At 60.3% G+C, this 25,744-nt stretch carries 26 protein-coding genes and 1 tRNA gene; 8 read left to right on the plus strand and 19 right to left on the minus strand.

The features are described from left to right. Positions 1–55: 55 nt before the first annotated feature. The gene (locus HALTADL_RS11375; RefSeq protein ID WP_089672397.1) at positions 56–1,420 is read right to left on the minus strand and encodes a tubulin/FtsZ family protein; all 1,365 of its coding nucleotides are present in this window, start codon (positions 1,418–1,420) and stop codon (positions 56–58) included. A gap of 16 nt (positions 1,421–1,436) precedes the next feature. Beyond that, the gene (locus HALTADL_RS11380; protein ID WP_089672395.1) at positions 1,437–2,609 is read right to left on the minus strand and encodes a tubulin/FtsZ family protein; all 1,173 of its coding nucleotides are present in this window, start codon (positions 2,607–2,609) and stop codon (positions 1,437–1,439) included. Between the two features lie 244 nt (positions 2,610–2,853). Between HALTADL_RS11380 and HALTADL_RS11385 the strand changes: the two genes are divergently transcribed. Together HALTADL_RS11385 and HALTADL_RS11390 are read left to right on the plus strand one after the other, a co-directional pair. Next, complete coding sequence (locus tag HALTADL_RS11385; RefSeq protein WP_089672393.1) at positions 2,854–4,032, plus strand: M24 family metallopeptidase; 1,179 nt, start codon at positions 2,854–2,856, stop codon at positions 4,030–4,032. A 164-nt stretch (positions 4,033–4,196) separates the two neighbouring features. After that, positions 4,197–5,726, plus strand: a complete 1,530-nt coding sequence (locus tag HALTADL_RS11390; protein WP_089672391.1) for a methyl-accepting chemotaxis protein — start codon at positions 4,197–4,199, stop codon at positions 5,724–5,726. A 14-nt stretch (positions 5,727–5,740) separates the two neighbouring features. Here the strand turns inward: HALTADL_RS11390 and HALTADL_RS11395 are convergent, their stop codons facing one another. The 7 genes from HALTADL_RS11395 to HALTADL_RS11425 form a co-directional block, all read right to left on the minus strand. Beyond that, positions 5,741–6,745 (minus strand): threonine-phosphate decarboxylase, encoded by a 1,005-nt coding sequence (locus HALTADL_RS11395; protein WP_089672390.1) that lies wholly within the window; start codon positions 6,743–6,745, stop codon positions 5,741–5,743. A gap of 91 nt (positions 6,746–6,836) precedes the next feature. Continuing rightward, positions 6,837–7,418, minus strand: a complete 582-nt coding sequence (locus HALTADL_RS11400; RefSeq protein WP_245708406.1) for an NTP transferase domain-containing protein — start codon at positions 7,416–7,418, stop codon at positions 6,837–6,839. Positions 7,419–7,440: 22 nt separating this feature from the next. Further along, on the minus strand, positions 7,441–8,202 hold the full coding sequence (gene cobS / locus HALTADL_RS11405) for an adenosylcobinamide-GDP ribazoletransferase (protein WP_245708405.1): 762 nt from the start codon (positions 8,200–8,202) through the stop codon (positions 7,441–7,443). Then, positions 8,195–9,124, minus strand: coding sequence for an adenosylcobinamide-phosphate synthase CbiB (gene cbiB, locus HALTADL_RS11410; protein ID WP_089672486.1), 930 nt, complete (start codon positions 9,122–9,124; stop codon positions 8,195–8,197). The genes cobS and cbiB overlap by 8 nt, the downstream gene beginning before the upstream one ends. Before the next feature lie 10 nt (positions 9,125–9,134). Then, positions 9,135–9,776, minus strand: a complete 642-nt coding sequence (locus tag HALTADL_RS11415; RefSeq protein ID WP_089672386.1) for an HAD family hydrolase — start codon at positions 9,774–9,776, stop codon at positions 9,135–9,137. 97 nt (positions 9,777–9,873) lie between these two features. Then, entirely contained in the window at positions 9,874–10,482 is a 609-nt protein-coding gene (locus tag HALTADL_RS11420; RefSeq protein ID WP_089672384.1) for a translation initiation factor IF-2 subunit beta, read from the minus strand. Between the two features lie 291 nt (positions 10,483–10,773). Then, positions 10,774–10,847: transfer RNA gene (locus HALTADL_RS11425), tRNA-Tyr, on the minus strand. A 111-nt stretch (positions 10,848–10,958) separates the two neighbouring features. Here HALTADL_RS11425 and HALTADL_RS11430 point away from each other — a divergent pair. The 3 genes from HALTADL_RS11430 to ftsZ all read left to right on the plus strand — a co-directional run bounded on the left by HALTADL_RS11430 (position 10,959) and on the right by ftsZ (position 13,112). Further along, positions 10,959–11,516 carry a double zinc ribbon domain-containing protein gene (locus tag HALTADL_RS11430; RefSeq protein WP_089672382.1) on the plus strand — a complete coding sequence of 186 codons (558 nt, stop codon included), beginning with the start codon at positions 10,959–10,961 and terminating at the stop codon, positions 11,514–11,516. Between the two features lie 211 nt (positions 11,517–11,727). Further along, a complete protein-coding gene (locus HALTADL_RS11435; protein WP_089672380.1) occupies positions 11,728–11,910 on the plus strand; it encodes a ribbon-helix-helix domain-containing protein in 183 nt (60 codons plus the stop codon). After that, the gene (ftsZ, locus tag HALTADL_RS11440; protein ID WP_089672378.1) at positions 11,910–13,112 is read left to right on the plus strand and encodes a cell division protein FtsZ; all 1,203 of its coding nucleotides are present in this window, start codon (positions 11,910–11,912) and stop codon (positions 13,110–13,112) included. Before HALTADL_RS11435 ends, ftsZ begins: the two co-directional genes overlap by 1 nt. A 56-nt stretch (positions 13,113–13,168) precedes the next feature. On the opposite strand, the gene HALTADL_RS11445 is transcribed toward ftsZ, so the two are convergent. Together HALTADL_RS11445 and ncsA are read right to left on the minus strand one after the other, a co-directional pair. Beyond that, on the minus strand, positions 13,169–13,834 hold the full coding sequence (locus HALTADL_RS11445) for an AIM24 family protein (protein WP_089672377.1): 666 nt from the start codon (positions 13,832–13,834) through the stop codon (positions 13,169–13,171). 133 nt (positions 13,835–13,967) lie between these two features. Continuing rightward, positions 13,968–14,933: a tRNA 2-thiolation protein NcsA gene (ncsA, locus tag HALTADL_RS11450; RefSeq protein WP_089672376.1), complete on the minus strand. Its 966-nt coding sequence runs from the start codon at positions 14,931–14,933 to the stop codon at positions 13,968–13,970. A 345-nt stretch (positions 14,934–15,278) separates the two neighbouring features. On the opposite strand from ncsA, the gene HALTADL_RS11455 reads away from it, so the two are divergent. Next, the gene (locus HALTADL_RS11455) at positions 15,279–15,941 is read left to right on the plus strand and encodes a DUF7095 family protein (RefSeq protein ID WP_089672485.1); all 663 of its coding nucleotides are present in this window, start codon (positions 15,279–15,281) and stop codon (positions 15,939–15,941) included. A gap of 240 nt (positions 15,942–16,181) precedes the next feature. Here HALTADL_RS11455 and HALTADL_RS11460 read toward each other — a convergent pair whose 3' ends face one another. The 4 genes from HALTADL_RS11460 to HALTADL_RS17400 form a co-directional block, all read right to left on the minus strand. Continuing rightward, positions 16,182–16,982 carry a class I SAM-dependent methyltransferase gene (locus HALTADL_RS11460; RefSeq protein WP_089672374.1) on the minus strand — a complete coding sequence of 267 codons (801 nt, stop codon included), beginning with the start codon at positions 16,980–16,982 and terminating at the stop codon, positions 16,182–16,184. Positions 16,983–16,988: 6 nt separating this feature from the next. Continuing rightward, positions 16,989–17,858, minus strand: coding sequence for a deoxyribonuclease IV (locus tag HALTADL_RS11465; protein WP_089672372.1), 870 nt, complete (start codon positions 17,856–17,858; stop codon positions 16,989–16,991). A gap of 249 nt (positions 17,859–18,107) precedes the next feature. Continuing rightward, on the minus strand, positions 18,108–18,935 hold the full coding sequence (locus tag HALTADL_RS11470) for a lipoate--protein ligase family protein (protein ID WP_089672370.1): 828 nt from the start codon (positions 18,933–18,935) through the stop codon (positions 18,108–18,110). Between the two features lie 107 nt (positions 18,936–19,042). Beyond that, positions 19,043–19,183: a hypothetical protein gene (locus HALTADL_RS17400; RefSeq protein ID WP_162551720.1), complete on the minus strand. Its 141-nt coding sequence runs from the start codon at positions 19,181–19,183 to the stop codon at positions 19,043–19,045. Positions 19,184–19,228: 45 nt separating this feature from the next. Between HALTADL_RS17400 and HALTADL_RS11475 the strand changes: the two genes are divergently transcribed. Then, positions 19,229–20,002, plus strand: coding sequence for a class I SAM-dependent methyltransferase (locus HALTADL_RS11475; RefSeq protein WP_089672368.1), 774 nt, complete (start codon positions 19,229–19,231; stop codon positions 20,000–20,002). A gap of 65 nt (positions 20,003–20,067) precedes the next feature. Here HALTADL_RS11475 and HALTADL_RS11480 read toward each other — a convergent pair whose 3' ends face one another. Both HALTADL_RS11480 and HALTADL_RS11485 read right to left on the minus strand, forming a co-directional pair. After that, entirely contained in the window at positions 20,068–21,729 is a 1,662-nt protein-coding gene (locus HALTADL_RS11480; protein WP_089672367.1) for a tRNA uridine(34) 5-carboxymethylaminomethyl modification radical SAM/GNAT enzyme Elp3, read from the minus strand. Positions 21,730–21,826: 97 nt separating this feature from the next. Further along, the gene (locus tag HALTADL_RS11485) at positions 21,827–22,264 is read right to left on the minus strand and encodes a universal stress protein (protein WP_089672365.1); all 438 of its coding nucleotides are present in this window, start codon (positions 22,262–22,264) and stop codon (positions 21,827–21,829) included. Between the two features lie 102 nt (positions 22,265–22,366). Between HALTADL_RS11485 and HALTADL_RS11490 the strand changes: the two genes are divergently transcribed. Next, positions 22,367–23,728 (plus strand): cytochrome P450, encoded by a 1,362-nt coding sequence (locus HALTADL_RS11490; RefSeq protein WP_089672363.1) that lies wholly within the window; start codon positions 22,367–22,369, stop codon positions 23,726–23,728. Between the two features lie 47 nt (positions 23,729–23,775). Here the strand turns inward: HALTADL_RS11490 and HALTADL_RS11495 are convergent, their stop codons facing one another. After that, positions 23,776–24,477 carry a glycerophosphodiester phosphodiesterase gene (locus tag HALTADL_RS11495; RefSeq protein WP_089672361.1) on the minus strand — a complete coding sequence of 234 codons (702 nt, stop codon included), beginning with the start codon at positions 24,475–24,477 and terminating at the stop codon, positions 23,776–23,778. Positions 24,478–24,596: 119 nt separating this feature from the next. Further along, positions 24,597–25,742, minus strand: a complete 1,146-nt coding sequence (locus HALTADL_RS11500) for an ABC transporter ATP-binding protein (RefSeq protein WP_089672359.1) — start codon at positions 25,740–25,742, stop codon at positions 24,597–24,599. Positions 25,743–25,744 lie beyond the last annotated feature (2 nt).

Genomic DNA, 25,744 nt, shown 5'->3' on the forward strand with positions numbered 1-25,744 from the left:
TCAGAATACCGAAGCCGGAACGGAACTGAGGTCGACTGAAGACGGTTTGGATCTGTTACTGTTCCTGCGTCGGCTCTTCAGTCTCGGAGTCGGTCTCGTCGTGAGCCGTAGTCTCATCCTCGTCGACCGAGTTGTCGACTGCGTCGATCTCGTCTGCAGCCTCGGCATCGATTTCGTCTGTAGTATCAGCCTCGTCGACCGACTCCTGCTGGAACTGGAACCCGTGGTCGTTGTCGTCGACTGGCTGGCTGTTTCGCTCCTGCTGGAAGGCGACCGCCCGCTTCTGTAGCGCCTCGATCCGCGGCACTCCCGTCACGTTCGACAGGAGGACCGTCGCCGTAATCCGCGTTGCAGCCGGCAGCGGCTCGTCGCCTGCTAGCACCTCGACAGTCCCAGTCTTGTCTTCGAGCAGATAGCGCCCAGTCTCGAACCCTTTCCGTGAGAGTTCCTCCGGCGGGCCTGACAGGATGAGCAGAACGCGATCCGCCGTCTCGATATCACACGGCAACGTCAACTCCGACTCGACGGCCCGCTGGACGAGGTTTTTGATCGAGACGGCGTCAGTTTGTGGCTCCGGCTCCGGCACCTCACGTCCCAGCAGTCGACGGAGCCGCGTGAGCCAGCTTTCGGTGACCACTTCGAGTTCGGTTTCGGCGTAGCCGACAGTGGCCAGCCCACCGATTTCGAGTACTCGTCTGACATCGTTCGGATCCATCTGTAGTTCCGAGAGACGTTGGTCGTCGCGCTCTCCAGTCCCGAACACCGAGATAATTCGGGTCGCAATCGCCCGGTTGAGCTCCTCGTATCCCTCGCTCGCGCCGTGTTTGGTCACCCACGACTCGTTGTCGACGGGGATCACGGAGTCGGCCAACGGAACGACCGTTCGGATCGCCCGCGCGGCGGTCCAGGCCCGTTGGTCGGACTCCTCGCTGGTCGGCAGCACGCCGAGGACGTACACCGGAATATCGTAAATCGCTTTCAGCTCTTCGAGGAGTACGCTCCCGACACCACAGCCGGTGCCCCCGCCGAGTCCGGCGACAATCATCGCCGCGTCGACTTCGGTGTCTTCGATCATATCGAGGGCCCGCCGGATCTCCGGCAGGTCGTCCCGCGCAACCGAGACGCCAAGCTCCGGGTTGCCAGCGACTCCCTCCCGCTGGGCGGTCTCATCGTCTCCGCCGTCAAACTCACCCTCGCTTTCAGTGATCTCATCGGGCTGGACGACATCCGGATGGATATCGCCCACGACGACCTGTCGCTCGTCGTCGATATGCTCGGTCTCGGCGAACACGGAGGGCGTGGTGTTGAACGCGAGCACCTGGCCTTCGGTCACCGGACGGCCCGTTCGCTGTTCGGTCCCAACCAGTTGGTCGACGATCCGGGTGCCTGCGTTGCCGACGCCGAGCAGGGCGACTTTCATCTATCGCTCCCCACAACTAGACAATCGGGTCCAGCTCATTGTCATCGTCGGTGATTAGCGACGTGATCTCCTCCTCACGGACCGCATCGAGTTCGGCGATCTTGTTCTGAGCGTCGACGGCCTGATTCTGGATCTCCTTGATCCGAGGCGTCTCGGTGACGTTCGACAGCAGGACGACTGCCGCAAGCGTATCCGAATCCTCGCGGGGATCGTCACCCGCCAGCACTTCGACCGTATCGGCCTCCTGTTCGAGCCACTCGCGGGCGGATTCGATCCCCTTGCGGGAGATCATCGACGACGGTCCAGCGAAAATAATCAACGCCCGGTCGGCACTTGAGACCTCGCAGGGAAGCGTCAGCCGTGAGTTGACCGCTCGACGGACGAGCCCCTTGATTTTGGCCGCATCCATCGAGTTGATCTCTTCGTCTTTGTCCTTGGTTTTGTACTTCGAGAGCAGCCCGTCCGGTTTGTCGAGATCGCTCGATGCGTAGCCAATCGAGGAGACGCCGCCAGTGTCGAGCGTTCGCATGATGTCGCTCGAATCCATCGCGTTCTCACCGACATCCGAATCGTCGACCTCACCCGCCGCCAGCAGGGTGACGATTCGCGTGGCAAGCTCCCGGTTCATCTGTTCGTACCCCTCTTCGACGGTCTGGCCGCGGGAGCGCCAGGCGTCGTTGTCGAAGGCGATGAAGTTGTCGACCTTCGTGACAAACGACTGGAGCGACCGCGCAGCGTTGAGCGCCGGTCGACCACCCTCGTACTCGCCCGGCAAGACACCGAGTCCGTACACCGGCTCGTCGTACATTTTCTGGAGTTCGTCGATCACGACGGGGCCGGCTCCGCTGCCGGTGCCGCCGCCGAGTCCCGCGGCGACGAGAATCGCGTCGACCTCGTGGATCTCGACGTCGTCGAACACCCGCCGGATCTCGTCGATGTCGTTTTTGGCGACCTCCGCGCCGACCTCACCGTCGCCGCCGACGCCGTGGCCCTTGGCCTTCTGGTGAGTGTCACCGATCAGGACGCGGCGGTCCTCCGGGACGTACTTCGGTTTTGCGAGATCTGTCCGGGCGGTGTTGATGACCATCACGTGTCGACACAGATCACGACCGGTCTCGTTTTCGAATTCGAGCATTCGGTCGATGATCTTGCTGCCAGCGTTACCGACGCCAATTGTTGCGAGTTTCATAATTGAGTTCTCCGATTGGAGGGAGTGGGGGACGACGACTGAAATACTTCTTGCCCGTGACTGTCCGTTCGACCTGACCAAATTGAGATCATAATCTTTACTGACTGTTTAGCAGCCACGCATATTAACGTATGTCAGACATGCTGAGGTCCACGGTCGCCTGAATTCCCCAGATCGGTCTCCACCCGCCATCGACCGCTGTGTCGAGGGCGAACTACTTGTGGGGTGATCGACAACTGGCCGTATGGATCCGGATCTGTCCCGCCTCGATTCCCATCTCTCGGCGCTCGGAGTCGACGCCTACCTCATTGATGCCGCTAGCAGCGATGCTAACCAACGATATCTGTCGGGCTTCGATGCACCCGACCCCTTCCTCACGTGTTATACACCGACGACGCTCTCGCTGCTCGTCTCGGGACTGGAGTACGGGCGGGCGAAAACCGAGAGCCGTGCCGATCAGGTCAGACGCCACGCGGAGTACGACAGACGGGCGTTAGTCGACGACTACGGGCCGGTCGAAGCCGGCCACCGCGTCGCGGCGGCGTTTCTGTCCGACGCGGGCGTCGACAGCGTGGCGGTCCCCGAACGGTTCCCCGTCGGCACGGCCGACGGGCTCCGCGAACAGGGAGTCAGCGTGGTTGTCGACGCCGATGACGTACTGATCGATGTCCGGGCAGTCAAAACACCCACTGAACTCGACCACATCCGCGCCGCACAGCGGGCCAACGAGGCCGCGATGGCGGCCGCCGAGGACCTGATCGGGCAGGCAACGGTCGACACCGACGGTCGACTGATTTATAAAGACGAGCCGGTGACGAGCGAGCGCGTCAAACAGGCTATCGAGATCACGCTCTTGGAACACGGCTGTGGACTCGACGAGACCATCGTCGCCTGCGGTCAGCAGGCCGCCGATCCACACAACCGCGGGAGTGGCCCACTGCAGGCTGGCGAACCGATTATCATTGATATCTTCCCCCGTAACAAGTCGACCAGCTACCACTCGGATATGACCCGCACCTTCTGCAAGGGTGAACCGAGCGAGACGCTCAGAGAATGGTACGACCTGACTGAGCAAGCCCTTGAAGCCGCGCTTGCTGCTGTCCACCCCGACAACACAGGCGCGGACGTGCATGCCGCCGCCTGCGAGGTCTACGAAGACGCCGGGCTGCCGACGTTTCGATCCGATCCCGAAACGGAGGTTGGCTTTATTCACAGCACTGGCCATGGTGTCGGCCTCGATGTCCACGAGCGCCCGCGACTGAGCACCGACGGTGGCGACCTCACAGCCGGACAGGTGATCACTGTCGAACCAGGGCTGTACGATCCTAAGGTTGGTGGCGTTCGAATTGAGGATATCGTGATTGTGACTGAGGATGGTTACGAGAACATCACCAACTACCCGGTTGCGTTAGTCGTCGACTAACCTATCGTCTGTCCGGATGTTCGACGCCGAATTCTGATCGTCAGTACACTGGCTGTATACATGCCGTCGGGTAGCGATATGAAAAATCGTCTGTCGCTGATGAAAATATAATATCTGATAATGGCAAGCTAACGTATAATATGCCGAATCCGTAATTCGATTCCATGTCACAGGGTAATGCTGAGGGGTCTCTCCGGGACGATGAGGCTGATCAAGACACCCTTGGCGGTCGACAGTCCACGGATGAAGACATCGATATCGATACCGACGCGTTGTTGGATACACTCCCACAGCCGGCTTTTATTATCGATACCCAGCACCGAATCATCGGTTGGAACCGCGAAATGGAGGTACTGACGGGGATCGCCCGCGAGGAGGTGCTGGGCGATGACGACACGGCGAAGTTCTTCCGTGACGACCGAACCCAAACACTCGCCAACGCGGTCGTCGACAACCCCGATGCCGCCGACGAGACGTTCGGTGCCGACCGCTCCGGGCGGGATCAGCGGGCCTACGAGGTCGAACAGGAGATGGACAACGCCAACGGCGAGACACTACACGTCCACTCGGTAGCGACACCGATCACCCAAGCCGGGAAGTTACAGGGCGTGATGCAGCTCATTCAGGACAACACAGAGGTTATTCGCCGCCGGGAGGCGATGGGAAACCTCGTCGAAGAAGTCGCCGACACCGCCCAAGATCTCGAAGACGGTCGACTCGGCGCCCGTGTTAGATACACCGACAGCCACGATTTGCTGGACGACAACGTCTTGGAAATCACTGATGCGATCAACACCGTCGCCGACTCGACCCAGACGATGGTCCAGGGGCTCGTCAGCGAGGTCGAGGAGCTGTCGGCGGCCGCCTCACAGATCGCCACCGGAGCCACTCAGATCAACGAGGAGGTGGGCGATCAAAACCGCTCGCTCCGTCAGGTCAGCGACGAGATGCAGAACCTCAGCGCAACCATGGAAGAGGTCGCAGCCACCTCCGATCAGGTCGACGAGGCGGCCCACCGCGCCGAGCAGGCCGCCGAACAGGGCGCAGAGGCCGGGGAAAGTGCCCAAGGCCAAATGGAGGAGGTCGTCGCCTCAACCGAAAAACTCGTCGGAACAGTCGAACAGCTCGAATCCCGGATGGACGCGATCAGCGAGGTCGTCGAAGTGATCGCAGATATCGCCGACCAGACCAATATCCTCGCGCTCAACGCCAACATCGAGGCTGCCCGTGCCGACGAATCCGGCGACGGCTTTGCGGTCGTCGCCGATGAGGTCAAAAGTCTTGCAGAGGATACGAAAGAAAACGCCGACGAGATTTCGGAACTCATCGACGAGATTCAACACCAGACCCGCGAGACTGCCGAAGTCTCCGAGACGACAAACAGCCGCGTCCGAAGTGCCAACGAGGAGATCTCGGGCGTACTCGACTCACTGTCGGATATCGTTGCTGCCTCCCAAGAGGCCGCGCAAGGAATCTCCGAAGTCGCCGACACCAACGACGATCAGGCGGCTTCGCTCGAAGAGATCACCGCCACCGCCGAGAAGGTCGCCGGGCAGGCCGAAGAGATCGAAGACGGGATCGGTGAGATCACTGCTGGGGCTGCCGAACAGCGCGATGCTATCGACGATATGGTCGACTACCTCGACGAGTTGGTCGACGCCGATGCTGTCGACCGATCCGATCGCAACGCATAGACCGCATAGACTGCTTAGACGCCGAGTGCGTCGAGCAGGGTGTCGTTTTCGTGGGGTCGTTTAATCGCAACCCGAACGTGGGAGTCGAGCCCGCGGAACGTGGTCGCATCGCGGATGACGACCCCGTTTGATCGGGCCTGGTCGATGACCTCTTTGACCGGTCGGTCGGTCTCCAACAGCAGGAACGGTGCCGTCGAGTCGGTGACATCGAACGCCGTCGAGAGCCGGTCGACCATCCGTTCGCGCTCCGAGCGGACGCGCTGGCGGGTCTCGTCGACGAACTCGGTCTCGCCCAGACAGTGGGCACCAACCGCCGCGGCGGGCGTGCTCAGTGTCCACGAGATCCGGGCGACATCGAGTCGATCTCGAAGCTGTCCGGTAGCGACCAAAAAGCCGGCCCGAAGTCCCGGTAGCCCGAAGATTTTCGTCAGCGAGCGGGCGACGACGACACCTTCGACGCCCGCCATCGATGGCTGGTCGGTGAAATCCAGAAACGCCTCGTCGACCAACAGCGTCGTTCCGGCGTTCCGGCAGCGATCAGCCAGCCCATGCAGCGCGGTCGGCGAATAGCTCTCGCCGGTCGGGTTGTTCGGATTGCAGACGACGACCACCTCGTGTGGGGTGGGGTCGACCTCGGTGATTGCGTCGTGGTCGACGAACGTCGGCTCGCCGCCCTGGAGCTGTACTTCCTTGGCATACTCGCCGAAACTCGGTGACGGGATGGCGACGCTGTCGCCGCTGTCGAGGACGACCGACAACAGGAGCCGTATCCCGGCAAGCCCGCCTGCGGCGGGGATGATTTGTGTGCCACTAACACCGGTGTACTCAGCAGCGGCGGCGCGGAACTCACAGTAGTCGTCGACTGGGTACCGACGAGCTGCCGAAAACGCCGACTCGTAGACCGACACGGTCCCTGCGGGAGAAACAGGGTTCGTGTTCGCGCTGAAGTCGAGTAACTGCGGGTCCGACGCACCACCGTGCGGAACACGGTCGAGTGCATCAAGCATCTGGGGGTCCATACGAAGGTAAACAAGGGTATCTCCCTAAATTATGTTTCTATTAACATCGAAATCTGCCGTTTCTGATGACAAAATCAAATCCCTGCAGATACTATTGTAAATGTTTAAATAGTTTCTCGGCACGTTGGAGGTCTGCCGGGTGATTAACATTGAGTGCCAGCCGCTCGGTCTCCCAGACAACCTGTCGACTCTTCTTATCGCCGACGACGTTCAGCCCTGATGGAACCACTGTCTCACCATCGTGGTCGACGGTCGTATCGGCACTGGCTCCCACCGATTCAACAAGCGATAGCGGCACACAAACAGCCAGTGACTCCCCGTCGGCCGTCTCGACAGCGCGGTCGACGATCTCTCCGGTCAACAGCGGGAGGTCAGCTGTGACGGTGACTGTGGGTGTTTCCATCGTCTCCAATGCGGCCGTGAGATCCGTGACGTACCCCTCGCCCGCCGTTTCGATGACCCGCACATCCGCACAGCCAGTGAGCCGAGCGGCCGTCGACGGCGTCTCAGGAGACACGGCGGCCACGATTTCCGAGACACGGCTCTCATGGAGTGCGCTCACGACGCGGTCGACCATCGGTCGGCCGTCGACCTCGACCAGTGGCTTTTCAGTGTCGCCGACGGCTGGACGAAGCCGCGTTCCTTGGCCGCCACACATGAGTAGTGCGTCCATAACTACCATCCTCCAGTCGCGCTCACAACAAGATCCATAGAGTGACCCCCAGATGAAGTCCGACCGCGCGGGCGATTTCGTTCGTTGCGCCGATCACGTCACCATTGACACCACCGAGTGTCGCGTGGCCCCACGTCAGCATCACCGCCCCGACCAGTGGTCCGGCGGCGACGGCTCCGAGGAGCGCGACCGTCGACCCAGTGGGGGCCACCAAGATGGCTGGAACGGCGACCAGTACTGCTGGCCCGTAGGCCGACCGGTCGAGTCGACCGACGAGTTGGGAGCCAAGTCCCTCGTGGGCCGGTCGACCGTAACAGATGACAAGCACCATGCCGAGTTTTGCGCCGACCTCGGCGGCGACCACGAGCCGGAACGCCGTCATCGAACTGCTCCCCGCAAAGCCGAGCGCGCCAAGCGTCAGGGCGATCAGCGTCACCCCGAGCAGCAACATCCCGCCGACGCCGGTCGCCGAATCCTTCAGCACCTCCCGTCGACGTTCCGGGTCGCCATGGACTGCCATCGCATCGCCGACATCGGCCAGCCCATCGGCGTGGGTGATTCCTGACAATCCGTAGAGGACGACGAGGTAGACCGCGACTAACGTCGTCGGTTGAAGTGGGAGGAAAAAGGCCAATCCGGCGACCCCGCCGACGAGGTAGCCGACCAGCGGAATCGTGTACGCACTCTCACGGAACGCGTTCCACTCGGCTTCTCCGCCGCCGACCGGCAGCCGTGTGAGAAAGGCAACTGCCCCTCTGATCGCCGCCACCGGGTTCTCAAACAAGCAGGATCACCGCCCACGCGAGAAACACCAGCCAGCCAGCGCGGTCGACGATGTCGACGCCCTGCTTGGCTTCGGCGACCGTTGGCAGTTCGGCCACCGAGTTCAGCGTGTAGGTGTCGGGTTTTTCGAGCCGGACGTGGAGTGCAGCCGCCAGCGTCGCCATCGGCCAGCCGGCGTTCGGTGAGGTCGGGGTCCGTGCCCAGCGTCGACCGGTCGACAGCGGATCTGGGCTCTTCACCGCAGCCGCGATGAACAGCGCGGTGAGCCGGGCGGGAAGCCACATCACCAGATCATCGAGCTTTGCGCTTGCCCACCCAACTGGCTTCGAGTGGTAGCCGACCATCGAATCCATCGTGTTGACCGCCTTCACCCACGCGGCGGCCGCCGTCGCAATCGGCAGGATGGGGACGGACAACCCGCCCGCAGAGATGGCGACAACAGCCAGTCCGAAGGCCGTAATCGGGGCAACCAGCCCATCAGCAAGGTTCTCGGCCGCGCTCTCGGCGGCCGCACTCCGGACCAGTTCAGGCGACAGCGCACTCGCGTCGCGGCCCGCCAATGCTCGGAGTTCATCTCGCGCACGCGGGAGATCGGTTGCTGACAGCGAGATCACATCGCGGGCGGTCTCGGTCAGTAGGCGGAGACTAACTGACGAAAACAGGACGGTTGCGGCGACCCCAGCACCAGCTACCGGATGAACGAGTCCGGCGATCCAGACCGTAACTGCGACGCTTGTTGCGGCCAGCAGTGGCAGTCCAACTGCCGCCAGTGTTCCGACTGCTCGCGGCGACGACCACTGTCGGTCGACCGGTCCGACGAGTCGACCGAACCAGACAACCGGGTGGATGCGAGCCGGTAGTTCGCCAGCCAGCCGATCAGCGATGGCCACCGCAACCACGACTGCGGCGGCAGTTACTGCCATCGACATCCTCTCATGCCGTCGACACCTCGCTGAATCGCTCAGGAAGCTGTGACAGTGGGGTCTCGCTTACGTCAATGAACGTGCCGCCAACAGCCTCGATTCCGCCGTCGGTCGCAGGTGTATCGCCGACATAGATGAGTCGGTCGACGGGAACCGAGAGCTGTCTCCCAATCGTTTCGAACGCCCGCCGGTCGGGTTTCCGCCAGCCGCAGGCGACACTGGAGACGATCTGATCAAAGGCGTCGCGCGACAGATCTGAGCGGATCAGTGTCCGGCCCACCAGCTCAGGAACCGAGCAGTTCGACAGCAGGCCGACCGGGCCGTATGCGTGGGCCGCCTCGACTGCGTCGACTGCGCCGGGCCGGGTTGCAACGCTCGGGTCAAAGGCGTCGACGACTGCTCTGCGGGCCGCATTATCCGTCGGCTTGACGCCCCGGCTGGCGAGGGCGGCGCTGACGTGGGCCGGAAGCGGGACCTCCGCGCCCTCGGGCGCATCGATATGAGGTTCGGTGTAGGCGTCTGCCCAGTCATCGGGGACCGCAACACCGCGCTGTTCCAGTGCGTCGGCGACTGCGAGGGCCGGCTCCTCGGGTTGGTCGGCGTCGACGAGTGTGCCGAACAGATCGAAACAGATGGCGACGGTGGAACTCACTGTGAGAGGATACGCCACCAGCGGTTTGAAAACACCGATCCGCGCGGTGGTCGTCGGTGGACGCTGTCGACCGGAAATCAGGGTTGGTACCGGAAAATCAGGCGAGCCGCGCGAACGCGAGTGTGCCGCTGACGTTGTTGATGTAGATCTCGACTTGATCGCCTTCCTCCGCACCGGGGACGAAGATCGTGTACTTGCCGCGCTCGGCGACACCGTCGCCTTTGCGGCCGGTGCCGGTGATCTCGACCTCGTAGGTCTCGCCTTCTTCGATATCTGGCGTCTCGGTGTGGTCGTCGGTACGGCGGCGTTTGGCGACCGGGCGGAACGCGCCACAGGCCTCACACCGGAGCATCTGGGTCCGGTTTTCGGTGACGAGTTTGGTGTCGGGAAGGCCACACTCCGAACAGGTGACGTATTCGGCGATGTATGACTCGATGGCCGCATCGAGTTCGGTCGACGAAAACGAGCCGTTGTAGCGCGCTCGGCCGTCCTCGTACTGTCCGGCCGTGCCGAGTTCCTGCTGGATCGTACTGTGGAGGTGCTCTGGATCACGGTCCAGCGCATCAGCGACTGTCGAGAGGTTCGTCAGCCGCGTAAACGCACCGTCCTTCTGGGCCTCAGCCTCGGGGATATCCAGCCGCTCGTCGGAGCCACCGAGGTCCGGCAGATCCTCGATTGCTCGATCAAGGTTCGATTCGTAGTCCATATGTGTCTGTCGGGGTGCCGGGGCTAAATGGCTTGCCAACTCCCTGTGGGTTTGTCAACATGATTCAGCCGACTGTCTCTTGGCGGACGATCCAACTCCTCGGGTGTCGACTCGGTGGGTCGACTTGGTGTAAACAAATCCGCTCCCCGAATTGAACTCACTCACTTCCCTGCGGTCGTTCGCTGCTCAATTCGGGCCGGGAGAGATTTTTCACTACTCCCGTTGGTCGTAGGAAAAGCTCGCGGCGGTGCCGCTCGCTATCGAGATTTTCACTTCGTTCAAATCTCGCAGTCCGCCCTCCCCGAATTGAACGGGGGACAAGTCGATCTACAGTCGACTGCTCTACCAGGCTGAGCTAAGGGCGGTCACTGATTCGTATCCCGTTGCCGCAATTAAGGGTTACTGTTCACTCCCCGTCTGACATCTGTCTGCCATAAGAGAAGGTTCAAATAGTATGCTGATAATAGTCACACCCGATGAGCAAAATCACGTTCCGTGCCGACGACGATCTCGTCAGTCGGCTAGAGGCACTCGACGCCTCGAAAAGCGAGGTGATGCGAGAGGCACTTCGCGCCCACCTCGAGACGACGGACCGTGAGTCGACCCCGTCCGACACTCAGACGGACAGCGAGGACGTCACTATCGACGATCTGGTGACCGACCGCCTCGACCAACTGGTGGCCGAACGAGAATCAGCTCGTCGACAGACACAGCCACCGGCTACGGCACCGGATATCACTGTAAACGTCTCCCTAGAGGGTGTTACTGCCGACGATGTGTCGGTCGACCACGAGTCGACTGGCCGTAAGACATCCAACCGCGGAGAGCAATACGGCCAGCCGGAGCCAGCCGCCACCGACTGCGCACAGTGCGGCGAGACGGTCGACGACGAGCACGTCTACTGTCCCAACTGCGGCGAGAAAACCAGCCACAGGCTGTTCTGTGAGTGCGGCGACGAGATCCAGTCCGATTGGGGATTCTGCCCCAGCTGTGGCCGTCGAACACCCGCAGCCGACGTGTTAGACAACGCATAACACACGAAAACAGCCGACTCAGGCTCTCTATCCGTGTCTTACAACGTGTGTCTTACATTCGCCGGTACTTTTATATACATTCAGCATAACGATACAGTTGCGTAAGACAGTCGTCTTACAGTGTACGTCGGTCGGACGAAAACGGTCCCCCCCGACGGTAGCACGCACAATGCGTGCCGTACTGTCGACTGACTTACCGGGGAATGTAAGCATGGAGCGTGTGACACTACGAATTCCGAAGCAGCAAATCGAGGAAGTCGAGGAAATGGTCGACACCGGCCAATTTCCGAACCGGAGCGAGGCGATCCGGTCGGCTGTCCGCGATATGCTCAACGAACACGATGACGCAGAGCCACGACGATCAAACACCGAGCGCAACTGGGTGAAAGCATAATGCAAGATATCGTTCAGGATGCGCTCGAAAACGCCGAGGCCGAACAGCGAGACATGGATGCCGCACTCGATGACGACGACGAGTTCGGCGATCCACGGATCGTCATCGTCGGCGCTGGCGGTGCCGGAAACAATACGATCAATCGATTGTATAACATCGGCGTCGACGGCGCGGACACGATTGCGATCAACACCGACAAACAACATCTCAAGATGATTGAGGCCGACACCAAGATCCTGGTCGGGAAATCCCTGACCAACGGGCTCGGTGCCGGTGGCGATCCGGAGATGGGCGAGCGTGCCACCGAGATGGCCCAGGGAACGATCAAGGAGGTCCTCGGTGAAGCCGACCTCGTGTTCGTCACCGCGGGCATGGGTGGCGGTACCGGTACCGGTGCCGCACCCGTCATCTCGAAGATCGCCAAAGAGCAGGGCGCAATCGTCGTCGGGATGGTCTCGACACCGTTCAACGTCGAGCGAGCTCGGACAGTCAAAGCCGAAGAGGGTCTCGAACGACTCCGCAACACCGCGGACTCGATCATTGTCCTCGACAACAACCGGCTTCTCGACTACGTCCCGAACCTCCCAATCGGCAAGGCCTTTTCGGTGATGGACCAGATCATCGCCGAAACCGTCAAAGGGATCTCGGAGACGATCACCCAACCGTCGCTGATCAACCTCGACTACGCTGATATGTCGTCGATCATGAATCAGGGCGGCGTCGCGGTGATGCTCGTCGGCGAAACGCAGGACAAAAACAAGACCCAAGAAGTGGTCAACGAGGCGATGAACCATCCACTCCTAGATGTCGACTATCGCGGCGCATCCGGTGGTCTCGTCCACATCACTGGCGGCCCGGACCTCACACTCAAGGAGGCCGAAGGGATCGCCAACAACATCACCGAGCGACTCGAAGCGAGCGCGAACGTGATCTGGGGGGCCCGCATTCAGGACAACTACAAGGGCAAAGTCCGCGTCATGGCGATCATGACCGGTGTCCAGAGCGCACAGGTGCTTGGTCCAACAACGCAGAAACAGGCTGACAAATCCAAACAGAGTATGGGTCAGCAGCATCAGTCGTTCGATGCAAGCACAAACATCGACGCGACCGAGGCAAAGCCAAAGAAGACGTCGTGGGAGTCCGACGGCGGCACCGACGAAGTCGAAACGGAAACGAGCAACGGGCTCGACGTCATCCGCTAACGTCGGCACTCCGTTGTGGTCTCGGTTTTTAAGATAATTGAACGACGAGCGGCTAGTTACGATTGGGTGCCTTCTTCGTACGGTTGGACGACGACGAACCCACTGTTGCCCTCGAAGCTCATCTGGAAGGTTTCGTCCGACGACTGGCCAATCGAGTCCTTCAGACTGCGGTCGGCTTTGAGGGTCGGCGAGAGGTTGCTCGACCAGGCGACGGTTGCATCGGGATCTGTCCGAATCGGTGGCTGCAACACCAGCGGGTCACCGTGGGTGGTGATTGCGACGGTTCCCGGTCCGGTGAGATAGACGTTCAACAGTCCGCCAGCCGAGGCACCGCCGATACTCCCAATCGTGCCGATCTCGTAGTCGACGCGATCCTCGAAGGCCAACACGTCGTTGCCGTTGACCGAGATCGACTCCCCGGCGTCGAGTTCGAGGATCTGGATCTTCTTTTCTTGGTCGGCGAGATAGACGTGACCTTGGCCTTCGACCTCCATTACCGGCGTCCCCTCGCTGGAGACTTTGCTTTTGATCATCCCCTTGAGGCCGCCTTCGGCGGAGGATTTGCCGGTAAACGACAGCTCGCCATCGTAGGCGATCATCGAGCCGACTTTGGCGATAATCGTACCGTCGACGTCGATATCAAGCAGTTTGCTGTTTTCTAACTCGAATCGCTCGCCAGTTTCATCGGGCTCGTTCTGTGAGACGAAATCATTCAGTTCCATGATGTATCCGGGCCGTGTGACCCTATTGATCTGTTCGTCGACGAAGTCATAAATCCATGTATGACTAAAAATTGCATTTGGTTTGATGTCGACAGCGACCGGTTTGCGACCAGATACGTTTAGCCCGCGTGGTTCAGACGGCGTTGATCGATTCGATCAGTCGACATTTCCGGCAGACGCTGCTGCCGGTTTTCGAGCCACACTGCTCGCACTCGTTGAGTTCCGACTGCTCGCTGCCGCGGTATCGGTCGGCGGTCAACTCCGCCAGCTCCTCGTAGCCGGACATAATCGAGTGGCGAGTACCGGGATGGTTCTCTTCGAGATCCCACAGCAGCTCTTGGATCTCTCCCCGATAGGCCTCGCTGGAATGGGGACACTCGGTGATATGGGCGGGTAAATCCTTCACGTGGGCGTACAGCGCGACCTCCTTTTCGGGGATATCGCGGAGGGGTTTGGCCCGTGGGATGAAGTCGTCCTGCTCGTTTCGATCCTCGAAGCTGCCGAGGCTGGCGTCGAAATGTTTGGCGATCTGTTTCACATCGCCCTCTAAGATGTTCATGAGGGCGGTCTGGGCCTCGTCGTCGAGATTGTGGCCGGTCAACAGCTTGTCCGCGCCAAACTCGTCGGCGTACTGTTCGAGGAGGTCGCGGCGAAACACGCCACAGTAGGCACAGGCGGCCATGTTTTCGGGATCGTCCTCGACGACATCGTCCATCCGGATGTCGAACTCCTCCTCGTAGGTCACCATCTCGTGGCGCATATCAAGGTCATCGGAGAGTTCGACACAGGCGTCGACGCTCTCGTCGCGGTAGCCCTCGATTCCCTCGTGGATCGTCAGCGCCATCATTTCGACTCGCGGATCGTGGCCGAACGTTTCGTCCAAAATATGGGTCAACACGACGCTGTCTTTCCCGCCCGAGAGACCGATGACCCACTTTTCGGGGTCTTCGGGCGTACTCTCCGACGAGAGTAGTGCGTCCTCGCGGATGCGGCGACGGACGCGTTTGTCGACCGAGAGACAGAGATGGGTCCCACAGAGGTGGGCTCCCGAATACGATGCATGCATGACTGCCTCTTTGTCGCACTTGTCGCACTCCATTAGCGACCTGTTGCCGGTCGGCGGGGATACGGGTTTCGTCTCCACTGTAGCGGCACTCAAACATTCTATATCGCAATATATTGTTTATGAGATCGTATCGACCGGAGCTGTGGCTCTCTTCTTCCAGTATGGCACGGATTGCAGTCACTGACACGACCGGCAACGTCGGTCCTGCCTTCGAGTCGACCGATCACAAACCTCACCCACCGAACACGCGGATACCGGCACCTAACTCCGGGATGTCGCGGACCGCGCTTTGCAGACCACGATTGATACACCGAGACTCGGTGTATGATCCCAATCGTGGTCGAAACCCGTTTGGCTGCGGCGTGCCTCCTCTGGGCAATGACAGACAATGAGCGACTCGACAGAGATTCGGCTCTCGACCGCGTCGAAACGCTAATTGAGACGGTCGACACCGACCCGATGCCGGTTCCGGTCCGCGAGATCTGGGTGTACGGCGACGTGGCACTCGGTCTCGATCCCATCGAACGGCTCGACATCTATCTTAAAAAGGATATTCGGCTCCGCGGAGACAGCGAGACGGCTGAGGCCTACTACGAGCAAAACGGGGTCAAAGGTGTCGGTCAGAGTATTTCGGCCGAATGGGCCGAAGCGTATCCCGAGTATGTCCGGGCAAACAGCAACGATCACGCCGCCCCCGAGAAATGCTTGGCTGCTCACTTGCTGGGCGACGATGAACCGATCCATCTCGAAGTCTGTAACGCGAGTTTTGATGAAAACGTCACTCAGCGACTCCGTGGCGCGCTTGCTCAGGAGACCTACGAGCAGATACTCGACCCCCGCGGCGTCTGTCTCTGGGTTGAGGGCCAGTGGGACACCGAACTGCTCAAGAAACTTCGGGGCGGCGAACTCCCGTTTCCGACGCTGTCGGGTGCGCTCAAACAGATGGGCGTCGACAGCGAAACGGCTGCGGAAGCAGCTGACACCGTAAGCCGCTACCGTACCGAACAGACCGGCGCAACTGTCCGTGGCGACGTTATTTAAATACTCGTTGTTGTTCGGCGTGCGATAGCCACCAATAAACCAAATATTGCTATAACAAACAGCTGAACACAGCAGTGCTTTGCTGCTGGTCGTGGCCGTGGCTGTTATGACTTCCACTGAGGTACTGGTGAGTTTCGTAGACGAGCTTTCCGACGACACAGTGAGGAACGCAAGAAACGCGTCTTGGACTCGGCCCGGATTGCAATCGTTGGTGGCGGTGAGGGCTCGCGCAACCGTTCGTCAGTCGACCCGACCAACGGTCACATCGAACGGTACTCGTTCGATGCGTTCGTACTGGCCGCGCTGAATCTCCTCGATGACGCTCCGACCCATCTCTCGCCACTCGCGGCGGAGTTCGTCATAGCTCGACTCTTGGTTCTTTAACCCACGCCGAAGTTCTGTCTCGTGGTCTGCAATGGCTGCCCCACTTGCCTTCCGAGCCGCACTCCGGAGGGCAGTCTCGCTGTAGGGTGGGTCGGTTCGCTTTTCGTGGGTATAGCGGCGGGTCGACTCGACTTCGATTCCGGCCGCCTCGAACAGCGTTTCGACACGGTCGCCGAGGGCCACATCGGTCTCGACACCCCGGAGATAGGTTTCTCGAACCCGGGATTCGAGATCGACCTCGCGGTCGACCGTGGAATCGACGCTCACGGCTGCGTTGTTCGGCTCGATGGCAGCCACGAGGTCCGAGGAAACACGGGCGAACTCTTGGAGGGCAGCAGCGGGGTCGGGGAGGTTGATAAGCAAGGCCTGACAGACGACGAGATCGAAACTGTCGTCGACAAACGGGAGCCGAAGGCCGTCGCCAGCAACAGTTGGCACGTGTTCGTGGGCGACCTCTAGGAGTCGCGGGTCGGCATCGCAGCCCACGACCTCGGCGGGCGAGTCGGCCGCCAGTACGCGAGTCAGTTCGCCGGTGCCACAGCCGACGTCCAGGATTCGGCTGCGGGAGTCGAGATCGAGGTCGACGAGTGCCTCCCGAGAATCGGCCCACATCCCCTCGCGGGTCTGTTCGAGGTAGTCGGCGGAGAACCGTCGCACGCCCGATCAGTTCTCGCGGAGTTGTTTGGTTTTGGCGATGTTCCACTCGAAGCCCTTGCCGTCCTCGGTCGGCGTTTCGAGTGCGTACGGCAGGTCTCGGAGTTCGGGATGGTTGATGATGGCGGCGATCCCATCCTCCCCGATATATCCCTCACCGATTAGGGCGTGTTCGTCCTTGTGGGTGCCGACGTCGTGTTTCGAGTCGTTGAGGTGGATGTATTCGAGGTGTTCGAGACCCACGACCTCATCGAAGCGTTGGACCGTCTCGTCGACTGCCTCGGGTGTGGTCAGATCGTTGCCTGCGACCAGCGTGTGGGCGGTATCGATACAGATGCCGATCTCTTTGTCCGTCCGCTCGATGATGCCGGCGAGGTGCTCGAACTCACCGCCGAGTTTGGTGCCGCTTCCCGCATCGCTCTCGATGAGGAGCTGGACGTCATCCGGAACATCGAGGTCTGCGATGACGCTCGCAGCGTTGTCGAGTCCCCCCTCGACGCCCGCGCCGGTATGGGCACCAAGATGGACGTTGACGTAGGTAATGCCTAACTGCTCGGCAGCGTCGAGTTCGGCCTGCAGGCTGTCGAGTGACTTTTGTCTGAGGTCGTCTTTCGGTGTACAGAGATTGACGAGGTAGGAGCCGTGGATCACCCATGGTCCCTCCAGTTTCTCGCTGGTGAGATCGCGGAAGCCAGCGGCGGCCTCGTCGCTGATCTCCGGCTGTTTCCAGACCTGTGGTGAGGTGGTGAAGATCTGTCCGCAGTTGCCGCCGAAGGCAAGTTGGCGGGGAATCGCGTTGCGAATATCGCTGTACTCCGGCGTCTCCGTATCCGAGGAGACACGGGACCCTGAGATCGAAACGTGTGCACCGACGTTCATAGCCTCTAATAGAAAGACGATACTCAAAGCGACTTCGATGCCCGGTTGCTGTCGGCGGGCCAGCGCTGCCGACTCGGGCGACACCACAGCTATGGTCGACGAGTCACAGGGAATAGTATGGGCGATCCAGCCTGCTACCGGCGGTACTGTTCGGTCTGCGATGCCCAGATGACACTGCTCGCAGACCAGTGTCCCGACTGTGGCGCTCCGGTCGGCAACGCGGACGAACAGTAGGGACCGACTACTGGCTTATTTCTCTCGTTGACCCGGCGTTCGCTGAACCCATTCCTCGGCAGCGTACCGCTCGTCGACGCGGGCTCTGGCTCGCTGGAGTTCCGCGTCGGTCCACGAGCTCTCAGTGGCTCCACACCACTCCGCGAGCGCGTCTTCGAGAGCTGTGACCGCTTCTTCTCGGTTGATATCGCTCTGCTCGTCAATACCAGTCACACGCTTGCCGAATGTCTCGGCGTCAGTGGGTGGATCGACAAACGTCGACAGATGTCGCTCTGCATCCACACTGTAGGTCAGCGACCCGTGCTGGATCACCGCATCCTTCCGGCGGTACTGGGCGTTGCCGCTGATCTTTCGACCGCCCGCGACGATGTCGTGGGCCGGATGGAGTGCCCGGAGGTAGCAGGCCGGGGTGTAGAGTTCCTCGGCTTCGGTCTCGACGAAGGAAGCCTCTACGCCCATTCGGTCGAAGGCCGCGAGCACTGGCTGGCAGAGTTGGTGATAGGCCTCTAGGAGGTCACTTGGGAACTCGTCGACTGGAGCGGTAATCGAATAGGAAATGTCGCCGTAGCTGTCGTGGTAGATGCCGCCGCCACCGGTCTGGCGGCGGGTGACGTCGATGCCTGCCTGCTCGCAGGCCTCCCAGTCGACCGTCTGGGGGTCCTGATGATAGCCAAGTGAGAGACAGCTGGGATCCCACTGATAGACGCGGACGGTTCGGGGGCCGCCTGCGGCAGCGGTTTCGGCGGCGATCTCGTCGAGTGCCATCTGCATCGGGCCGGGACGAGCCTCCTCGCGGATGAGTCGCCACTCCCCTATTGGGGCGTGGTCGACAGGATCGGACATGAATATACTGTACTGCCAGTAGGCCAAAGCGGTTGTGTCCCGCTGTCCGTTTTAGGTAGGAGGTGGCTACTTAGGTGTGGGTCATCCCGCCGTCGACTAAGATAGACTCACTGTTGACGTAGGATATCACTGGCGAGAAACAGTGCGACGTTGGCGACTTCTTCGGTCTCGCCGAAGCGACCGGCTAGGATCGTCTGTTTGATCATTTTTGAGGCAATCAGCCCTTGGACGCCGCTCCCTAAGTTCAATTGCAGTGAGTAGTCTTTACACTGAGTAGCGTTTTTCTGGCGACAATGAGTCCACCGTCCGAGACTGACCAGCGTTGGGATTCGGCCACCTACGACGACGCCCACTCGTTCGTCTACGAGTACGGTGAGGACGTTGTCGACCTCTTAGATCCCCAACCGGGCGAACGAATTCTCGATCTGGGCTGTGGAACGGGCCATCTCACACAGCAGATCTCGGATGCGGGCGCAACCGCAGTTGGGATGGATCGCTCCGCCGAGATGGTCGACTCAGCACGCGAGAACTATCCCGACTGCGAGTTCATCTGTGCGGACGCACACGAGTTTACGGTCGACTCCCCGTTCGATGCGATATTTTCGAACGCGGCTCTCCACTGGATGACCGATCAGGACGCGGTCCTGGAGTCGGTTGTCGACGCGCTCGGCCCGGGCGGGCGCTTTGTCGCCGAACTCGGCGGCCACGGAAATATCGAGGCCATCGTCTCGGCAACCCACGCCGAACTGGCCGAACGGGGATACGAGACGCCGATGCCGTGGTACTTTCCGACCATCGGCGAGTACGCCACGAAACTCGAAAGCCACGGGTTCGAGGTGCAGTATGCAACACTGTTCGACCGGCCAACCGACCTCGACGGCGAGCGTGGCCTCGCTACGTGGATGGAGGGGTTCGGCGACAGCCTGCTGGCCTCCCTGTCGGCTGACGTCCAGCAGTCAGTGATCGAGGGCGTCGAGAATCGGCTTCGCAATGAGTTCTTCACTGATGGGTCGTGGACCGCAGACTACCGTCGACTCCGTATCGTTGCGCGATTAGTCGACGACTAACCGGTTTGATACCATAGAAACCCATTTGTTACCATCTGCTACCATTTGCTGGTGTCTGCTACCACTCACAGCCACTTACTGACGTACGGTCCGTCTTGGGTGTAACCGAGTTTCTCGCGGTAGTACTGCCGAACGCCGATCCCGGAGATCACGCTGAGTTTGTTGAACCCGGCGTCGACGGTGAGTTCCTCGGCCTTTGCGAGTAGTTTCTTTCCGTAGCCACGGTGTTGCCAGTCGCGGTCGCCGGCGTCTTTCCCGATGCCGGCCTCGCTGCCATAGACGTGGAGCTCGCGGACGATGGCCGCGTTCTGGAGTTCGCGGCGCACCGGATCGTTCGGGAAGCGGAGTCGACAAAAGCCAATGAGGAGGTCCTGAACCGGGTCTTCGAAACTGATGAAGTGTTCGGTGCCGCCGCAGACCTCGTAGGTCATCACGTCGAGTTCGATATCGTCGGCGTTCGGATCGGCCTCGTTCATGCCGACCTCGCGGGCGCGAATGTCGTTGATCTCTATCCCCTTTTCGTCGGCCCGCTGGGAGGCGAGTTGTCGGAGGTTCGACTTCCAGACACCGGCATCGATGAAGTCGGCCGGGATGTCGCGCTGGACGCGCTGGAGGCGGGTGTACTTCGGGATCATCCCCATGATCTCGCTAATGAGTTCGGTGGCCTGCTCGTTGTCGAGTGGGTCGTACTCGTCGCGCCGCCACATATCGTAGGTTAGGGTATCCCTAACGACGAGTGTGGGGTAGATTTTGAGGTAGTCGGGTTTGTAATCCGAATTCGAGAAGATCTGGCGGAAGTCCTCCAGACACATCTCCTTGGTCATGCCGGGCTGGCCGGGCATCATGTGGAACCCGACTTTGAAGCCAGAGTCTCGAAGCCTGCGGTTGGCGTCAATCGAGGCTTGGTTGCCGTGGCCGCGGTGCATTTCTCGATTAATTCGCTCGTAGGTGGTCTGGACGCCGACCTCGACTTTCGTCCCACCGAGGTCGAGCATGCGGTTGATCTGCTCGGGATCACACCAGTCGGGTTTGGTCTCGAAGGTCGTCCCGATATTTCGGATTTCGTTGGTCTCGTTTTTGGCGATCACGTCTTCGAGATACGCGAACTCGTAGTCGTCGGGATCTTGGGCAAAACTGACGCCCTCGGCGGCCTCGGGGTTGCTGTCGAGGTCATAGTCATTCATCGCCTGCAGGGCGCGTTTGACGAACCACTCCTGGTAGTCGTGGCTCCGGGCGGTCATCGTCCCGCCCATCAGGATGAGTTCGACCTTGTCGACGGGGTGGCCAATCGTCCGCAGTTGGTGGAGCCGCAGGGTGACCTGTCCATACGGGTCGTAGTCGTTTTGGACGCCGCGGGCGGCCGCGGGCTCGTGGCCGGTGTAGCTCTGTGAGGAGTCGAACTCGCTGGCGGGGCCGCCGGGACAGTAGAGACACTTCCCGTGGGGACACATGTGTGGCGAGGTCATGATCGCCACCGGGGAGACGCCGGAGGCAGTGCGGACGGGTTTCCGTTTGACGACTGCTTTGACGTCCTCGCGGTGTTCGGTGGGGGCGGCTTCGAGGAGTTCGGTGTTCTGTGGGACCTTCGGTGCGGAGTACTCCGAACAGACCCGTAACTTGGCGGATTCGAGGTCATCGCGGTCGATCTCGCCAGCGATGATCTCCTCGACGAGCGCCTCACACGCCTGCCGGAACGGATCGGCGTCGCTGACGGCATCGGAGCTCATGTCGACACCTCCGGACGTGCGGTAGTCATTACGTCTTTTTCAGCCGGTTTCGCGGTTAAGCGTGTCGCTCATCACCGACTGGCGATGGCGGTTACGATCATTCGGTGCGGCCTTTGATAACGAACACTGGAATCGGCGCGTTGTCGACGACTCGTTCGGAGACGCTACCGAGGGCCTGCAGTTTCTCGCGTGGGGTTTTGCCATCAGTGCCGATGACGATGACGTCGCTGTCGTGTTCCTCAGCATGGCGGACGATTTCTTTGTCGGGTGTGCCCCGCCGGATCGCGGTTTCGGTGTCGATTCCTTTGGCAGCCGCCCGGTCAGCAATCGTTTCGACGGCGGTCTCGCCGGCTTCCGTGAGGTCGGCGTCGACCGCGTCCCGTTCGTCGGCGTCGGCGGCATGGATCGCTCGTGTGTCGACGACGTAGACGATCTGCATCGTTGCGTCGGTGTCGGCCGCAAGCCGGAGTGCGTGTGGGAGGGTTCGCTCGACTGTATCGCTTCCGTCAGTTGGCACCAGAACAGTATCGTACATGAGTTTACACAGGGAGGCCCGCCGCTTAAAATATCGCCTCATGCAGCCTCCAACAGTCCGTTTCAGCCCAACCTACAAGCCGGGTCAGGCCGTAGATGGGATATGGCACGCGATTTGCCGAATCCACCGGAGTCGGGCCTGTTGAATGCGCTCCGGTTCGGCGACGACACCTTTCGGTTTATCGAGACGATGCAATCACGGTTCGATGACGCCGCGGCCGTTCCGATCCCCGGCCGCGCGCCGCTGGTCGTCGTGACGAACCCCGAGTTGGTTCACGACGCACTCTCTCGGCCGGCCGAGTTCAGCCGCGTTCCCGCCAGCGGTCCGGCCGCATTGATCGCCACGCAGGGACTAGTTCAAAGCGAGGGCGGTCTCTGGGAACAACAACGCGGCATCATGGGACCGGCGTTCATGGGCCCACAAGTCAAAGCCTACGCGAACACGGTCGGTCGACGCGTCGAGACGTTGGTCGAGGAGTGGTCGACCGAACTTGGCTCCGCCGAGTCGCTCTCCCGGAACCTCCACGGCGAGATGACCGCCCTCACCGTTCGGGTTGCAAGCGAAATCCTGCTCGGGGAAGACATCGGCAAACAGCGCGCCGAGGAGTTCCACGGCTGGATGCAGACCGCCGGCGACGAATTCGAGTTTGGTCTTGATGCTGTGACTCCCGAGTGGGTTCCCACCCGGACTGATCCCGAGTTCAAGAAGGCTGCAGAGGGGATTCTCGGCTTGGCCGAGGAGTTGATTGAGCGTCGACGGGCGGATCTTGCAGCCCGCGACCCCGACGACACCGAGCGACCGAAGGACATGCTGACGATGCTGTTGCTGGCCGAGGACAAACCTGATGTGGAGTACCCGGACAATCAGATCCGCGACGAAGTGTCGACGTTCCTGATCGCTGGCCACGAGACCACCGCGCTGTCGCTCACGTATACGCAGTGTCTGCTCTCGCAGCATCCCGAAATCAGAGAGCAAGTACGGCAGGAGGCCAACGAGGTCATCGGCGACGAGACGCCAAGCTACGACCACGTTTCGGATCTCGAATATACGGGTCGGGTGTTTCAGGAGGCGCTGCGACTGTATCCGGCGGCGTGGGCGGTCTTCCGGCAGGCGTCGGCGGACGTGCGGCTCGGGGAGTATCGGGTTCCGGAGGGGGCGGCGATCATCATGCCGCAGTGGTCGATCCATCGCGACCCGCGGTACTTCGAGAATCCCGAGCAGTTCGACCCGGATCGGTGGCTCGACCGGTCGCCCCAAGAGGTCGAGGCCTACTTCCCGTTCAGCAGTGGGCCGCACGCCTGTATCGGTCGACAGTTTTCGATCACGGGTGCGCGCTTGGCGCTGGCAACGATTGTTCGAAACTTCGATGTCGACGTAGCCGAGGACGCACTGGATGATCTTCGGGCGACGCCGACGTTGCGGCCGGGTGGCTCTGTCGACGCGACGATTCGACCTGTGGACTGATTTCAGAATAGAACAAAACAGTCAATCGCCCTCAGTACTGCCTCTTTTCAAGCCGACGAAAATTCCAAGTTCCAATAGTCGACGATCAGCCCGTCGACTCCAGTCTGAATAAGCTCCGTTGCGACATCCGAATCAGAGATCGTCCAGGTATTCACACGGAACCCATTTTTTCGCGCCGTTTTCATTAGGTCAGTTGTGAGAACAAGATCGTATCTCGGGTGGATCGCAGTGCAGTCGAGATCTATTGCTGTCTGTACCGATTTCTCGGATGCGTCTGCAAACAGTAATGCGCAGTTCGCAGTTGGGTCGACGGTCTGTACCTCACTCAATGCGGCTGGCTGAAACGACGAATACAGAACCGTATTGTCGATTTGCGCTGCAATAGCAAGCACGTCATCAGCGATTCCCACGTGCTTGAGTTCGATATTGACTCCCGTATCTGTGGGAATCGCATCAAGAACCGTCGCCAACCGTGGAATCGTCTGCTCGGAGTCACCCACTGTCAGTTCCCGAATGGTCTCCCAGTCGGTCGACGCAACTGATCCACTCGCCTCTGTGAGATGGTCTAATGTATCATCGTGAAAGACGATCAGTTCACCGGAGCCACATCGCTGGACATCGATTTCGATCATGTCGACGTGTGGTGCCGAGCGTTTCATTGCGAGTACCGTATTCTCTGGATACTGCCCAGCACAGCCCCGATGCCCAACGATCTGTACGTCATCGCCCGTAATTTGTGTGTCTCTCATTGTCTCTCGACTCATACACCCTGCCAAGAGCATTGTGAGTGCTCCTGTCGAGTAGGTTGCCGCAGTGCGTCTTGTAATCATCCGTCTCAAACCATCCATTTCAAACGATCTGCCTTTGACTACGGTTCTGGTGTGTTTTCGATACGTTCTAATGAGGCGGTCGACTGTTCGGAATGATATCGACACTCCCCGGTTTCTGGATCGAAGAGATGGAGACGAGCCGGATCGTACATTACTTCGATCTCGTCAGCAGGTTCGATTGTGGCTCTTGGTTCAGCTTCCATCTTGAATTTCGACTCACCGACCGAACAGTGCAACAACAGACTGTCACCGAGTGGTTCAGTGACGTCGACAGTAGCAGTGAACGTTGTTTGCCCGAGATTCGGTCGCTCTTTCGCCAGATACAGATCCTCTGGCCGGATACCGAGCACTGCAGCTCGGTTCGCTTCGGTCCACTCCTCGCTGTATGCGCCGCCTGTTGGAAGTGGTAATCGAAACGCGTCGTGAACTGCTGAGCCGGTTTCGAGCGAGACGTCGATCATATTCATCGCTGGATCGCCAATAAATTCGGCGACGAATCTGTGTTCGGGGAAATCATACAGCACCTGTGGTGTGTCGACCTGCATGATTCGGCCATCCTCCATGACAACAACTCTCTCACCGAGTGTCATCGCTTCGGTCTGATCATGTGTGACATATACCGTCGTCGTCCCCAGTTCCGAATGGAGCTTCGTCAGCTCGGCGCGCATCTGAATCCGGAGTTTCGCATCCAAATTCGACAGCGGTTCGTCCATCAAAAAGGCATCCGGATCACGAACGATCGCTCGGCCCAGCGCAACACGCTGGCGTTCGCCACCGGACATCGCTTGGGGTTTCCGATCCAACAGATCGGCAATATCGAGCGTTTCGGATGCTTGGTCGACCCGTTTTTCGATCTCTCGGTCGGTGAACTCACCTGCTGACTTCATGCCGAAACTGATGTTCCGTCGACCAGTCATATGCGGGTACAGCGCGTAGTTCTGGAACACCATCGCAATGTTCCTGTTTTTGGGTTCGATGCCAGTGACATCCCGGTCGTTCATGCGGATTCGTCCGTCAGTCGCGTGTTCGAGTCCTGCGAGAAGCCGGAGTGTCGTACTCTTGCCACAGCCACTCGGGCCAACGATGACGAGGAACTCGCCATCCTCGATCGTGAGGTCGATTCCGTCGACTGCAGTGACGTCATCGAACTCCTTGCGAAGGTCTTGTAGTTGGATTCTTGTCATGG

Origin of the sequence: Halohasta litchfieldiae, assembly GCF_002788215.1 — an archaeon.
Taxonomy (GTDB): domain Archaea; phylum Halobacteriota; class Halobacteria; order Halobacteriales; family Haloferacaceae; genus Halohasta; species Halohasta litchfieldiae.